The organism is Klenkia brasiliensis, assembly GCF_900100695.1.
GTDB classification, from domain to species: domain Bacteria; phylum Actinomycetota; class Actinomycetes; order Mycobacteriales; family Geodermatophilaceae; genus Klenkia; species Klenkia brasiliensis.
In genome coordinates, this window is record NZ_FNCF01000003.1 from 509444 (window position 1) to 523241 (window position 13798).

13 protein-coding genes are annotated in these 13798 nt (G+C 76.4%); 6 read left to right on the top strand and 7 right to left on the bottom strand.

What is annotated here, in order from left to right:
• Window positions 1-62 precede the first annotated feature (62 nt).
• On the top strand, window positions 63-1031 hold the full coding sequence (locus tag BLT39_RS11030) for an ATP-binding cassette domain-containing protein (protein ID WP_091062644.1): 969 nt from the start codon (window positions 63-65) through the stop codon (window positions 1029-1031).
• Window positions 1028-1834, top strand: coding sequence for an ABC transporter permease (locus BLT39_RS11035; RefSeq protein WP_091062646.1), 807 nt, complete (start codon window positions 1028-1030; stop codon window positions 1832-1834). Before BLT39_RS11030 ends, BLT39_RS11035 begins: the two co-directional genes overlap by 4 nt.
• On the opposite strand, the gene BLT39_RS23315 is transcribed toward BLT39_RS11035, so the two are convergent.
• From BLT39_RS23315 to BLT39_RS11060, 5 genes are read right to left on the bottom strand one after another with little or no spacing between them, the layout of a single operon-like run.
• Window positions 1816-4836 carry an AfsR/SARP family transcriptional regulator gene (locus tag BLT39_RS23315; protein WP_091062647.1) on the bottom strand — a complete coding sequence of 1007 codons (3021 nt, stop codon included), beginning with the start codon at window positions 4834-4836 and terminating at the stop codon, window positions 1816-1818. The genes BLT39_RS11035 and BLT39_RS23315 overlap by 19 nt on opposite strands.
• The gene (locus BLT39_RS11045) at window positions 4833-5453 is read right to left on the bottom strand and encodes a class I SAM-dependent methyltransferase (protein WP_242658319.1); all 621 of its coding nucleotides are present in this window, start codon (window positions 5451-5453) and stop codon (window positions 4833-4835) included. The genes BLT39_RS23315 and BLT39_RS11045 overlap by 4 nt, the downstream gene beginning before the upstream one ends.
• Window positions 5450-6703 (bottom strand): YibE/F family protein, encoded by a 1254-nt coding sequence (locus tag BLT39_RS11050; protein WP_091062650.1) that lies wholly within the window; start codon window positions 6701-6703, stop codon window positions 5450-5452. Before BLT39_RS11050 ends, BLT39_RS11045 begins: the two co-directional genes overlap by 4 nt.
• A 9-nt stretch (window positions 6704-6712) precedes the next feature.
• The gene (locus tag BLT39_RS11055; protein WP_165640245.1) at window positions 6713-7906 is read right to left on the bottom strand and encodes a M20 metallopeptidase family protein; all 1194 of its coding nucleotides are present in this window, start codon (window positions 7904-7906) and stop codon (window positions 6713-6715) included.
• Window positions 7907-7940: 34 nt separating this feature from the next.
• Window positions 7941-9041, bottom strand: a complete 1101-nt coding sequence (locus BLT39_RS11060) for an amidohydrolase family protein (protein WP_242658320.1) — start codon at window positions 9039-9041, stop codon at window positions 7941-7943.
• Window positions 9042-9068: 27 nt separating this feature from the next.
• Here BLT39_RS11060 and BLT39_RS11065 point away from each other — a divergent pair, with 27 nt between their 5' ends.
• Window positions 9069-9941: an oxidoreductase gene (locus BLT39_RS11065; RefSeq protein WP_091063066.1), complete on the top strand. Its 873-nt coding sequence runs from the start codon at window positions 9069-9071 to the stop codon at window positions 9939-9941.
• Here the strand turns inward: BLT39_RS11065 and BLT39_RS11070 are convergent.
• Complete coding sequence (locus BLT39_RS11070) at window positions 9934-11199, bottom strand: FAD-dependent oxidoreductase (protein WP_207507853.1); 1266 nt, start codon at window positions 11197-11199, stop codon at window positions 9934-9936. The two genes, BLT39_RS11065 and BLT39_RS11070, sit on opposite strands and share 8 nt — an antisense overlap.
• Before the next feature lie 76 nt (window positions 11200-11275).
• Here BLT39_RS11070 and BLT39_RS11075 point away from each other — a divergent pair, with 76 nt between their 5' ends.
• Together BLT39_RS11075 and BLT39_RS22435 are read left to right on the top strand one after the other, a co-directional pair.
• On the top strand, window positions 11276-11842 hold the full coding sequence (locus BLT39_RS11075; RefSeq protein ID WP_242658321.1) for a TetR/AcrR family transcriptional regulator: 567 nt from the start codon (window positions 11276-11278) through the stop codon (window positions 11840-11842).
• A 5-nt stretch (window positions 11843-11847) separates the two neighbouring features.
• Window positions 11848-11985 (top strand): hypothetical protein, encoded by a 138-nt coding sequence (locus BLT39_RS22435; RefSeq protein WP_165640246.1) that lies wholly within the window; start codon window positions 11848-11850, stop codon window positions 11983-11985.
• A gap of 185 nt (window positions 11986-12170) precedes the next feature.
• Here the strand turns inward: BLT39_RS22435 and BLT39_RS11080 are convergent, their stop codons facing one another.
• Window positions 12171-13271: an epoxide hydrolase family protein gene (locus BLT39_RS11080; RefSeq protein ID WP_091062657.1), complete on the bottom strand. Its 1101-nt coding sequence runs from the start codon at window positions 13269-13271 to the stop codon at window positions 12171-12173.
• 211 nt (window positions 13272-13482) lie between these two features.
• Here BLT39_RS11080 and BLT39_RS22080 point away from each other — a divergent pair, with 211 nt between their 5' ends.
• Window positions 13483-13773 carry a hypothetical protein gene (locus BLT39_RS22080; RefSeq protein WP_131801469.1) on the top strand — a complete coding sequence of 97 codons (291 nt, stop codon included), beginning with the start codon at window positions 13483-13485 and terminating at the stop codon, window positions 13771-13773.
• Window positions 13774-13798 lie beyond the last annotated feature (25 nt).

A 13798-nucleotide genomic window follows, 5' to 3' on the forward strand; every position in this document is an offset into this window, starting at 1 on the left:
ACCGTCAGCGGGCGTCAGCGCGACGTCACCACCGCGTCAGCGGCCCGGCGCACGGTGCTCCCATGACCACCGACTCCCCCGTCATCGAGGCCACCGGCCTCGGTCTGAGCTACGGCACCACCCGCGCCCTCGACGGCGTTGACCTCACGGTCCCCGCCGGCACCGTCCTCGGCGTCCTCGGCCCCAACGGCGCCGGCAAGACGACCGCCGTCCGCGTCCTGTCCACCCTGCTGCGCCCCGACACCGGCACCGCCCGGGTCGCCGGCCACGACATCCGCACCGACCCCCAGGCCGTCCGCCGGGCCATCGGCCTCACCGGCCAGTACGCCTCGGTCGACGAGGACCTGACCGGCACCCAGAACCTGACCATGATCGGCCGGCTCCTCGGCCTGCCCCGCGCCGCGGCCCGCGCCCGGGCCGCCGACCTGCTGGCCGGCTTCAGCCTCACCGACGCCGCCGACCGGTCGGCCGGCACCTACTCCGGCGGCATGCGCCGGCGCCTGGACCTGGCCGCCAGCCTCGTCGGCCGCCCGCAGGTGCTCTTCCTCGACGAGCCCACCACCGGCCTGGACCCGCGCAGCCGCACCGAGGTCTGGGACGTCGTCCGCCGGCTGGTCGACGAGGGCACGAGCGTGCTGCTGACCACGCAGTACCTGGAGGAGGCCGACGAGCTCGCCGACGACATCGTCGTCTTCGACGCCGGCCGGGTCGTCGCCCACGGCACCAGCGACGAGCTCAAGCACCGGGCCGGCGCGCAGACCCTCGCCGTCCGTCCGCGCGAGCGGTCCGACCTGCCCGTCGTGCTGCAGGTCCTCGAGCAGGTCACCGGCGCCGCCCCGGCCGTCGACGGCCAGGGCACCGCCTCGGTCCCCGTCCGGGGCGAGGCCGTCCTCGGCACCGTGCTGGACCTGCTCACCACCCGGGGCGTCGGGCTCTCCGAGCTCGGCGTCCGCCTGCCCAGCCTCGACGAGGTGTTCTTCGCCCTCACCGGTTCCCCGACCGCCGTCCCCGAGAAGGAGGCCGTGGCATGACCACCGCCGTGCTCACCCCGCCCCCCGCCGTCCCCACCACCCCGACGCTGCCGGCCGTGCAGCAGGCGCTGACCCTCGCCTGGCGCAACGTCGTCAAGATCCGCAAGCAGCCCGAGGCGCTGATGGACGTCAGCCTGCAGCCGATCATCTTCACGGTGCTGTTCGTGTTCGTCTTCGGCGGCGCGATCGCCGGCGACTGGCGCGACTACCTGACCTACCTGGTCCCCGGCATCCTGGTGCAGACCCTGATGTTCGCCACCCAGGGCATCGGGGTCGCGCTGAACAACGACATCGCCAAGGGCGTGTTCGACCGCTTCCGCAGCCTGCCCATCGCCCGGTCGGCACCGCTGGTCGGTGCCGTGCTGTCCGACGTCGTCCGGTACGTCACCTCGATGACCGTGCTGCTGGCCTTCGCCGTCGCGCTGGGCTTCCGCACCACGCAGGGCCTGCCGGCCGCCGCGCTCGCCGTGCTGGTGGCCCTGGCCTTCGCGATGTGCCTGTCCTGGGTCTTCGTCTGGATCGGGCTCACCGTCCGCTCGGCCGGGGCCGTGCAGGGCGTGGGCTTCCTGGCCACCTTCCCGCTCACCTTCGGCAGCACCGCGCTGGTCCAGGCCGACACCCTGCCCGGCTGGCTGCAGGCCTTCACCCGCAACAACCCGGTCACCCACCTGATCGACACGGTGCGCGGGCTGCTGCTGGGCGGTCCGGTCGCCGAGCCGCTGGCCTGGACGGCCGGCTGGGCGGCCCTGCTGCTGGCGGTCTTCGTGCCGCTGGCGATGCGCGCCTACCGCCGGCGGGTCTGAGGCCCCAGCTCGGCCAGCGCCGCCGCCCGACCGACCGCCGCCCCCGCGGCCACCGCCCCCTCGAGGGCGGCGGACCCGAGGGCGGCGGTCAACCGCGCGCGCAGCCCGCGCGCGAACGCGTCACCCAGGTCGGGCCGGCCGCGCACCGCCTCGGACATGCCGAGCAGGCGGGCCGCCCCCGCCGGGTCGCCGGCGGCCTCGGCCACCAGCGCCCGGCCCACCACCACCGTCGCCGCCGCCGGCATGTCCCGGGGTGCGTCGCCGGAGCCCAGGGCCAGGTCGAGCTCCGTGGTGGCCGCCGCCACGTCCCCGCGCCCGGCCAGGACGGCGGCCCGCACGGTGCGCACGAACCAGGCCAGCTGGTCGACGACCCCGGGGGCGCCCCCGGTCAGGTGGGTCACCGCGGCGGCGCTCCACCGCTCGGCGAGGTCGGGCTCGCCCGCGAGGACCGCGACGACCGCCCGGCCGGCCTCGGCGAACGGCAGCACCGGGCCGGCGGGCGGCCCCAGCTCGGCGACCACCGCGTCCAGCTCCGCACCGGCGGGACCCGGCTCGCCGGCGGTCGCCCGCAGCAGCGCCAGCCGGGTGCGCAGCATCGGGGAGTCGTCGGAGGTGCCGAGCGCGTCCGAGCACTCCAGCGCCTCGCGGACAAGCGCGGCCGCCCCCGCCAGGTCGCCGTCCAGGGCGGCCAGCTGCGCCAGCGAGGACGCCGTCAGCGAGCGGCCCCACCGGTCGCCGAGCGCGCCGAAGGCCTCCCGGGCGGCCCGCACCTCGGTGCCCAGGGTCGCGTAGTCGCCCTCGTTCTCCGCCGCCAGCGCCCGGCCGGCCCGCACGAAGGCCCGGACCCACGGGTCGGGGTGGTCGTCGAGCGCGACCAGCCGGTCGCCCCGGCCGACGAACACCGCGGACAGGGCCCAGCAGACGACGACGACCGGCTCCTGCGCCGCCGGGCCCAGCTCGGCCGGGACGTCGACCACCGCGGACAGCGCGGTCATCGCGCCCGCCCACCCGGTCTCCTCGGTGCCGGCGAGCGCGGCGAAGGTCAGGCACGCGGTGCGCAGCGGCGTCGCCCGGGCGGGCAGCTGCGCGACCTCGGCCAGCAGCCGGCCCGCGGTCACCTGCTGGCCGGTGAGCAGCCAGAACCAGGCCAGCCGCCCGGCCAGGTGCACCGCGTCGTCGCCCCGGCCGGCGTCGAGGTCCCGGCGCAGCGCGGCGACCAGGCCGTCCTGCTCGGCGCGCAGCTCGGCCAGCGCGGCCAGCTGGCCGGGGCCGCGCAGCAGCGGGTCCAGCCGGTCCACCAGGGCCCGGCACCACGCGGCGTGGGCGGCCTCGGTCGCGGCCCGCTCGCCGGCGGCGTCCAGCTGCTCGGCGCCGTAGGCCCGCACCGTCTCCAGCATCCGGAACCGCACGCCGTCGCCCTCGGGCACCGCGGCCAGCAGCGACTTGTTGACCAGCGAGGCGACCGGGTCCACGACGTCGGGCACCCCGCAGACCGCCTCGGCCGACTCGACGGTCGCGCCGCCGACCAGCACCGACAGCCGCCGGGCGACGGCCTGCTCGACCGGGGACAGCGCCTCCCAGCTCCACTCGACCACCGCGCGCAGCGTCTGGTGCCGGGGCAGCGCGACCCGGCTGCCGCCGGTCAGCAGCGCGAACCGGTCGTCGAGCCGGGCGACGACCTGGGCCAGGGACAGCGTGCGCAGCCGGGCGGCGGCCAGCTCCAGCGCCAGCGGCATGCCGTCCAGCCGCCGGACCAGGTCACCGACCAGGCCGTCGTCGAGGACCAGCCCCGGCCGGGCGGCGGCGGCGCGGTCGGCGACCAGCCGGGCGGCGTCCTCGGCGGGCAGCGGGCCGACCGGGACCAGCGCCTCCCCCGGGATGCCGAGCGCCTCGCGGCTGGTCGTCAGCACCGACAGCCCGGGGCAGGCGCCCAGCAGGTCGTCGGCCAGCCGGGCGGCGGCGTCCACGAGGTGCTCGCAGTTGTCCAGCACCAGCAGGGCCCGGCGGCCGGCGAAGACCTCCCGCAGCCGCTCCCCCGCCTCGGGCGCGGTCGGCACGCGGTCCAGCAGGCCGGTCTCCCGCCGCCCCACCGCGGCGAGGACCGCCCCGGGCAGCTGCCGGGCCTCGGTGACCGGCGCCAGCTCCACCCACCACACGCCGTCGGGCAGCTGGCCCTCGCGCCGGCGGGCGGATTCCAGCGCCAGCCGCGTCTTGCCGGCACCGCCGGGCCCGATCAGGGTCACCAGCCGGCCGCCGGTCAGCCGGTCGGAGACCAGGTCCAGCTCGGCATCCCGGCCGCGGAAGCTGGTCAGCGGGGTGCGCAGCACCGGCCGCTCGGGGGCCGGGGGGGCCTCGTCGCGCAGCACCGCCAGGTGCGCCTCCCGCAGCGCCGGCCCCGGGTCCAGGCCCAGCTCGTCGGCCAGCCGGGCGCGGGCGGCCGCGTAGGCGGCCAGCGCGTCCGCGGTGCGCCCGGCCCGGTGCAGGGCCCGCACCCGGACGGCGGCCAGCGTCTCCCGCAGCGGGTGCGCCGCGACCAGCCGGTCCAGCTCGGGCAGCCCGTCCGCGCCGGTGCCGGCCAGCCGCCGCTCGGCCGCGGCCAGCTGCAGCTCCGACCACCGCGCGGCCGGTGCCTCGGTGAACCCCAGGTCGCGCAGGTCGGCGAGCGGTTCACCGGCCGACCCGGGGTCGGCGCCGTCCTCGAGCAGGCAGGCGTCGACGGCGTCCCGCGGCAGGTCGAGCAGGTAGCCCGGCGGCTGCGAGCGCACCGGCAGGGCGGGGACGGCGCGGCGCAGCCGCGACACCACGGCCTGCAGCGCGTTGGCCGGGGCCGCGGGCGGGTCGGTCTCCCACAGCGCGTCGACCAGCGCGTCGACCGGGACCACCCGGCCGGGGTCCAGCGCGAGCCGGGCGACCAGCGCCCGGGCCCGCTGCCCGCCCAGCTCCACCGGCCGGCCGTCGACGAGGACGGCGACCGGGCCCAGGAGCTGGACGGCGACGGTCACCGGTCGCGCCGCAGCAGCCGCAGCGAGCCGGTGCCGGGGAGCTCGGTGAACTCCCCCGACGCCAGCACCCGGGTGTAGACGCCGAAGGGGGCCTGACCGCCGTCGGCGGGGTCGGGGAAGACGTCGTGCACGGCCAGCGTGCCGCCGACGGCGAGCTTCCCGACCCAGGCATCCTGGTCCCGCCGCGCGGACTCCTCGGTGTGCGAGCCGTCCAGGAACAGCAGCGCCGGCGGGGTGGCCCACAGCGGCGCCAGCACCTCGGACCGGCCGACGACGGCGACCACCAGGTCCTCGGCCGGGTGCACGGTGCGCCGGAGCGAGGGCAGGGTGTCCAGCAGCCCGGTGGCGGGGTCGACGAGCTCGGGCTGGTGGTACTCCCAGCCGGGCTGGTGCTCCTCGGACCCCCGGTGGTGGTCGACGGTGACGACCACCCGGCCGGTCGCCGCGGCGGCCGCGGCCAGGTAGAGGGCGGACTTGCCCATCCAGCTGCCGATCTCCAGCAGCGGGCCCTCGACGGCCACGGCCCGGGCCGCCTCGTACAGCGCCCGGCCCTCGTCGGCGGGCATGAAGCCCGCCGCCGCCGCGGCCGCGGCCAGCAGCTCCTCGGTGCGGGTCACCGGCCGAACCGGGCCAGCAGCCGCGGCGCCGGCTTGTCGCCCGCCGCCGTGGCGAAGAAGGCACCGGCCGCCGTCGTCACGGGGACGGCGAGGACCAGCGCGATGGCGCCGACCAGCGTGCGGATGACCTCCTCGCCGACCTGGGTGCCGGTGAGCACGGTCCACAGCGGCCGGTCGTAGATCTCGACCAGCAGCAGCACCGGCAGCGAGGCGCCGGCGTAGGCGAAGACGATCGTGTAGATGGTCGAGGCGATGTGGTCCCGGCCCACCGTCATCCCGCGGGCGAACAGCTGCCGGGCGCTCATCGACGGGTCGACCTCGTGCAGCTGCCAGATCGCGGACGCCTGGGTGATGGTCACGTCGTTGAGCACGCCGAGCCCGGCCACGGTGATGCCGGCCAGCACCAGCCCGGAGAAGTCCAGCGTGGGGTCGTAGGTCTGCAGCTGGATGGTCTCCTCGCTGGAGAACCCGGTCAGCCGGGCCGCCGACACCGCCAGCGCACCCAGCACGGCGACCAGGACCAGGCCGAACAGCGTGCCGATGAGCGCCGTCGTCGTCCGGGCACTGAACCCGTGCGCCAGGTAGAGGACGACGAACATGATCGCCGCGCTGCCGGTCAGGGTCACCAGCGTCGGGGAGGACTCGGTGAGGATGCCGGGCAGGATGAACTGCAGCAGGACGACGAAGGCGAACCCCAGCCCCACGAGCGCCGCGATCCCCCGCAGCCGGGCGACCGCGGCCACCACCAGCACGAACGCCAGCGCCAGGGTGATGATCGGCGTGCTGCGCTGGAAGTCGGAGAACGCGTAGCTGGGGTCCCCGGTCGAGGGGTCGACCGCGCGGGTGAGCACGAACCCGTCGCCGACGTCCACCCCGACGCCGACGACCTCGGGCGGCAGCTCGATGGACACGAAGTCCCCGGCGCCCTCCCCGTCGGTCACCTCGACCACGGCGGTCCCGCAGGTCAGCTGCTGACCCGACGCCGACCCGTCGGAGCAGTCCACCGTCTGCAGCGACTGCACGGTCGCGTCGGGGTAGGTGGTGCCCGGCGGCTGGAAGGACTCCGCCGCCTGCTGGGCGCGGGAGGCGTCGCCGGAGGGCCAGAGCGCGACCAGCCCGACCACCGTGGCCAGCGCGACGGGCACCAGCACCAGCAGCATCAGCCAGGTCGCCCGCCTCCGACGGGTGGCCACCTCCGGCGTCGGCGGTGGTTCGTCGGCGTGGGCGTGCGAGTGGGAGTGGGCCGGCACGAGGGAAGGCTAGGTGGCCAGCAGGCCGGCGCCCGCGAGGTACCCGGCCAGCAGCGCCGCGGCCACCTGGCCGACGGTCTCGTCGCCGGGCAGGAACCGGGGCGCGTGCAGGCCCGGCCGGCGGCCGCGGTCGTCGGCCGGCCCGCCGTCGACGCCGAGGAAGAGCATCAGCCCGCGCGCGTCGGCGCAGTAGTGGCTGAAGTCGTCGGCGCCGAAGGAGCGCCAGGTATCGTCGACCTCCACCCCCGCGCGCTCGAGCCACGGCAGCGCGGCCCGGGCGAGCTCGGGGTCGTTGGCCAGCACCGGCTCGTTGCTCTCGCTGTGCACCTCGGCGGTGCAGCCGTGGGCGGCGGCGGTGTGCTCGGCGACCTCGGTGAGCGCGGTGAGCAGCGCGCTGCGGTCGCTCTCCCGCATGACCCGCAGGCCGCCGCGGGCGCGGGCGGTGTCGGGGACGACGTTGAAGCTGCTGCCCGCGTCGAGCTGGGTGACCGCGAGGACGGCGCCCACCGTCGGGTCGACCCGGCGGCTGACCAGCTGCTGCAGGTTGACCACCACCGCGGCCAGCGCCAGCACCGGGTCGTGCGTGGTGTGCGGGTAGCCGCCGTGGCCGCCGTGCCCGGTGACGGTGATGGTGAACTCGTCGGTGGCGGCGTTGACCGGCCCGGGCGTGGCGTTGACGACCCCCGCGGTCAGCTGCGGCTGCACGTGCGCGGCGACGACGGCGACCACCTGCTCGTCGGCCAGCAGGCCCGACTGCGCGATGTCCCGGGCGCCCGACGGCGCCGACTCCTCCCGCGGCTGCAGCAGGGCCAGCAGCGGCGCCGGCCCGCCCACCCGGGCGACGGCGCGGCAGACCGCGACCAGCCCGGCCAGGTGCGCGTCGTGGCCGCAGGCGTGCATGACCCCGTCGGTGGCGGCCCAGTCGACGCCGGTCAGCTCCTGCACGGCCAGCCCGTCGAGCTCGGCGCGCAGGGCGACGGTCGGGCCGGTCGCGGTCCCGATGCGGACCAGCCGGCCGGTGCCGGCCACCTCGCGGCCCTCCCCCTGCCCGAGCGCGGCGACGACGGCGGCCGCGGTGTCGCCCTCGTCGCCGGAGCGGCGGGGGTCGGCGTGCAGGGCGTGCCGCAGCTCGACGGCGGCCGGCAGCTCCTCGGCGACGGCGGCGTGCAGCCGGTCGTACCAGCTGTCCAGGTCGGTGCTCACCCGGCCATGGTGCCGGTGCCCCGTTGCCGGGATGTCACAGCCGGTAGGCCCGCCGGGCGTTGTCGGCCCCGATCATCGCGGCGACCCGGTGCGCGTCGGCCGCCGTCCAGGCGCCGTCGTCGATCCCCTCCTGCAGGTGGGCGGCCAGCCCGCGGCGGAACAGCACGGTGCCCAGCAGGTACAGCTCGGCCAGGCCGAACGCGTCGGAGGAGAACAGCACCTTGCCGAACGGGGCCAGCTCGAGCAGCTCCGGGATCAGCGCCGACGACCGGGCCCCGAGGTTGTGCGTGGCCAGCCCGACGTCGGCGAACACGTGGCCGAAGACCTGGGCCAGGAAGCCGGCGTTGCGGTGGAACGGGTAGGTGTGCAGCAGCATGATCGGGACGCCGTGCGGCTCGGTGGCCCGCAGCAGGTCGGTCATCAGCAGCGGGTCGCCGCGGTGCAGGTCGGTGTCGGCGTCGCCGTAGCCGACGTGGAACTGCACCGGCATGCCCAGGTCGATGCCCGACCAGACGAGGAACTCGTGCAGCACGGGGTCGGCCACCCGGGTGCTGCCGGTCTGCAGCAGCCGGTCGGCGGCGGCGGTGACGGCCAGGTCGGTCGGCCGCCGGCCGCCCAGGGCCAGCCCGGCGCGGTAGGCCGCGATGGACTTCACGCCCACGGCGGTGGCGCAGCGGCGGGCGAGCTCGGTGCGGAAGGCCTCCGGGAACCCGCCGGCGCCGGACCGCTCCAGCACCTGCGCGGCGACCAGCTCCAGCCGCACGATCTCCCGCCCGGTGCCCCCGGTCAGCGCGGCCAGCTCGTCGGGGGTGGTGATCGGCTCGGGCAGGTAGCCGGTGTCGACCAGGAAGGTCTGCGTGCCGGTCGCGGCCAGCATCCGCCGGTTGACCTCGGCAGCACCGAGCTCGGCGCGGCGGTCGAGGTAGGTGTCGGGGTCCGCGTGCGGCTCCAGGTCGAGCACGGGCGAGCAGAACCGGCGCAGCGCGAACCCGATCTGGGAGTCGAACAGCGTGCCGCCCAGGGCGCTGGGCGCGGCGGCCTCGGTGAGCATCGACTCGAACTCGGGTCGGTCGAGGTCCCGGGTGATCAGCCCGTGGCAGTGGTGGTCGACGAGGTCGAGCTCGGAGAGGTCCACGGGCGCCAGTCTGCCTAGCCTGGGCCGGTGAGCACACCGTGGACCGTCGCCGACATCCCCTCGCAGCGGGGGCGCACCGCCGTCGTCACCGGGGCGAACTCCGGGCTGGGCCTGGCCACCGCCCGGGCGTTGGCCGACGCCGGCGCGCACGTGGTGCTCGCGGTCCGCGACACCGGCCGCGGCGAGGCCGCCGCCCGCACGGTCCCGGGGGACGTCGAGGTGCGCCGGCTGGACCTGGCGGACCTGTCCTCGGTGCGGGAATTCGCCGGCGCCTGGACCGGTGACCTCGACGTCCTGGTCAACAACGCCGGGATCATGATGGTGCCGCAGGGCCGCACCGCCGACGGCTTCGAGCTGCAGTTCGGCACCAACCACCTCGGCCACTTCGCGCTGACGGTCCTGCTGCTGCCGCACATCACCGACCGGGTGGTCACCGTGTCCTCCGGCCTGCACCGCAGCGGGGAGGTCGTGCTCGACGACCTGGGCTGGGAGCGCCGGACGTACTCCCCAACCGGCGCCTACGGGGCGTCCAAGCTGGCCAACCTGCTCTTCGCCCTGGAGCTGCAGCGCCGGCTCACCGCGGCCGGCTCCACGGTCAGGTCGATGGCGGCGCACCCCGGCTACGCGGCGACCAACCTGCAGTCGCACACCGGCGACCGGCTCAAGGACCTGGTGTTGAAGCTGGGCAACCGGTTCATCGCGCAGTCCGACACCGACGGCGCCCTGCCCACGTTGTTCGCCGCGACGGCCGACCTGCCCGGCGGCAGCTACGCCGGGCCGTCGGGGTTCCAGGAGGGCCGCGGTGCCCCGACGCTGGTCGGCCGGTCGCAGGCGGCGTCCGACGTCCAGCTCGCGCAGGACCTCTGGACGGCGTCCGAGCGGCTCACCGGGGTCAGCTGACCGCGGCGGTGTAGCCGTCCGGGCGGACCAGCAGGCCGGCGCCGCCGTCGGTGCGGTCGGTCGCCGGCAGCTGCACGAACCCGGCGTCCCGTTGCCGCTCGGCCAGCCGGGGTCCGCGCAGCGGGACGCCGGCCGCGCGGGTGCCCACCGGACCCGGTCCCGGGTAGCGGATGGCGATGCCGGAGAACATCCCGGCACCGCGGTGCGCCACCGGCGGCAGCCGCAGCAGCCCGCGCAGCGCGACCGCCCGCGCCAGGCGGCCCCGCCGGCCGGCCAGCGTCATGAGCCGGATGGTGGCGCCGCTGGACCGCAGCACCGTGCGGCCCACCGGGTGCCGCTCGCGCTCGTAGCCGTCCAGGTCGCCGGTGGCCAGCCGCCAGCCCAGGTTGAAGGCGTCCTGGATGCCGGTGTTCATGCCCTGCCCACCCGCCGGTGAGTGCACGTGCGCGGCGTCGCCGGCCAGCAGCACGCGGCCGGCGCGGTAGGTCGGCGCCTGCCGCTCGTCGCAGGCGAAGCGCGAGGTCCACCGGGTCGGCCCCGCCGGCAGGCCGAGCACCCGCGCCAGCAGGCCGGCCACCTCGCCGTCGTCGACCGGGACGTCGGTGCCGACCTGCCGGCGCCGGTCCCAGCCGATCAGCCGGAACCAGCCGTCGCCGAACGGGGCGAGGAACGCGAAGCCGTGCTCGTCGACGTCGACCCGCAGGTCGTCGGGGGCGAGGTCGAGCCGGACGTCGGCCAGCACCACCGAGCTGAGCACCGCCCGCCCGGGGAAGCCGATGCCGGCCAGCTGCCGCACGGTGCTGTGCACGCCGTCGGCACCCACCACGTACCGGGCGCGCCAGCTGCGGTCGCCGGCGGTCACGGTCACGCCGTCCTCGTGCTGGACCAGGCCGTCGACCCGGACGCCGCGTTCGACCCGGGCGCCGCAGTCGCGGGCGTGGCGCTCAAGCAGCCGGTCGACGTGCACCTGCGGGGTCATCAGCACGAACGGGAACCGGGTCGGCAGGCGGGAGAGGTCGATGCCGGCCCGGCCGACGAGCCGCAGGTGGTCGACCGGGGTGCCGGTGGCGACGAGCTCGTCGGCCAGGCCGCGGCTGTCGAGCTGCTCGAGGGTGCGGGCGTGCACGCCGAAGGCGCGCGACAGCGGGCTGGGTGCCTCGTGCCGGTCGAGCACGGTCACCCGGCCGCCGGCGCGGGCGACCTCCGCGGCGACCGTGCAGCCGGTCGGACCGGCCCCCACCACCAGGACGTCGTTCACGGCCCGCCTCCTGTCATCGGGTGATGACATGCACGGTAGGCCAGCTGTCAACAGTCGATGACATAGGCTGCCGACCGTGTCCACGACTGATGACATGCCTGGTCGGGCGCGCGACGCCGACGCGACCCGCGACGACCTGCTGGCCGCCGCCCGCCGCCGGTTCGCCGCCGAGGGCTACGAGCGGACGACGATCCGGGCGGTCGCCGGCGACGTCGGCGTCGACGCCGCGCTGGTCATCCGGTACTTCGGCAGCAAGGAGGGGTTGTTCACCCGGGCGGCCGACCTCGACCTGCAGCTCCCCGACCTGACCGGCGTGCGGGCCGGCGAGCTGGCGAAGGTGCTCGTCGACCGGTTCTTCGCGGTGTGGGAGGACGACGACCGGTTCCTCGCCCTGCTGCGGGCAGCCGCGACGAGCGAGGTGGCCGCCGAGGCGATGCGGACCGTCTTCGCGACCCAGGTCGCACCTGCCCTGGCCGCGGTCACCGACGACCGTGCGCCCGAGCGGGCCGCGCTGGTGGGCGCGACCGTGCTCGGCTTCGCGCTGGGCCGCTACGTGCTGCGCGTGCCGCCCCTGGTCGACATGACCCGCGACCAGGCCCAGGCCTGGCTCGGCCCCGCCCTGCGCCACTACCTGCTGGACTGATCCTCGTGACGACCGGCTCCCAGCCCGCGCGGCCGACGTGGGTCATCACGATCTCGGACCCGGAGTCCGGAGGTCGGCTGACCGAGATCGGGCTCGGTGAGGACGGGCTTTGGCGTCCGGTGGTGGCCGACCGCCTGCTGTGAGTGCACGACTGCGGTGGTCAGACCGGCCGGGAAACCACCGCAGCAGTGCTCTCGATGCATGCACGTGCCTGGTCGGGCGCCCGGAGCGGTGGCGGCGCCCGGCACGTGCTGCGGCGAGTGACAGCTGGGGGGCGTCCGCAGCTCGTCGGTGCCCCCTCAGCTGTCACTCGGTGACGGACCGGGGGTCAGCGGGCGGAGAGGTCCTCGTGGACGAAGCGGCGGAGCTCGGCGACGAGCAGGTCGGGCACCTCGATGCCCGGGAAGTGGCCGCCGCGGGGTAGCTCGGTCCACGACACCAGGTCCACCGCGGGCTCCACGGCCGAGCGCACCGGCAACCGCAGGTCGTGCGGCAGCACGCAGACCGCGGTCGGCACCGTGCGGGACCACTCGTCGTCGGGGTGCACCCGCCGCTCCCAGTACAGCTGGGACGACGACCCCGCCGTGCGGGTGAACCAGTAGACGCCCGCGTTGGCCAGCACCAGGTCCACCGTCGCCGGGCCGAAGACGTCCGACGCCGGGTCGGTCCAGTCCCGGAACCGCTCCGCGATCCAGGCCAGCTGGCCGACCGGGGAGTCGGTGAGCCCATAGGCCAGCGACAGCGGCTTGGTGGCCTGCGTCTTCATGTAGCCCGACAGCTCCTGGGCCTGCCGCTTCGCCCGCGCCGCCGCCCGCTCGTCCCCGCCGTCCGCCGGCTCCAGGCCGTTGGTCATGGTCACGTGGATCCCGGCGACGTGGTCGGGGGCGGCGACGGCGAGGTCGCGCGCCACCCGGGCTCCCCAGTCGCCGCCGTGCACGACGTAGCGGTCGTGCCCGAGCCGGGCCAGCAGCTCGGCCACCGCGCGGGCCATGCGCTGCGACGTCCAGCCGCCGTCGGGCGTCGGCCCGGAGAAGCCGTAGCCGGGCAGCGACGGCACGACGACGTGCATGGTCTCGGCCAGCGGCTCGACCACCCGCTGGAACTCCACGACCGACCCGGGCCAGCCGTGCAGCAGCACCAGCACGGGTGCGGCCGGGTCCGCGGCGCGGACGTGCAGGGCGTGCACGCGGGTGCCGTCGATCGTCGTCGTCACCTGGTCGAAGCGGTTGAGCGCGGCCTCGTGCTCGCGCCAGTCCCACGCCCCGCCCCACCGCTCCGCCAGCCGGCGGACCAGCTCGGGCTGGATGCCGCGGTCGCCGTCGAGGTCCTGCTCGGGCGCCCAGCGGGTGCGGGCCAGCCGGTCACGCAGCTCGTCGACCTCGGCCTGGGGCACCTCGACGCGGAACGGGACGACGGCGGTGTCGGTCATGCCCCGACCTAACCGGCTCGACGCCCGGTGAGCCACCGGGCAGGCTGCCGCCGTGACCGGGAGCAGGCGGTGGTGGGACCTGCGCCCGGGGCGCCGAGCGCAGTGGCGGGTTCAGCGGGAGGAGCGGCTGGCCGTCAGCAGCGGTCCGGTCGACCTGGCGGGGATCCGCCGGGTCATCCAGGACGTGCTGGCCGGTCGACCACCTGGCGCCGTGACGGTGTCCGAGCGCGCGGTCCCGGCATCGACGCACCCAGGCGACCGCGACGAGGTGGAGATGGAGCTGCGTCCGCGGGTCCCCGGCGCATGCACGGTCGTCATCATCGCCAGCGAGCCGGGGTGCATCTGGATCTTCGCGGGCGACGACGAGCGCCCCGAGGAACTCACCGCGCCGATGAACGTCAACGCCATCCCCGAACGGTTGGCCCTCGACATCATCCGGGAACGACTCCTCGAGTTCGCGGAGGGCGAGGTCTACAGGGAGCGGTTCGACCCGTGGGACTGAGTCCCCCGCCCGGGCTCGTGCAGTG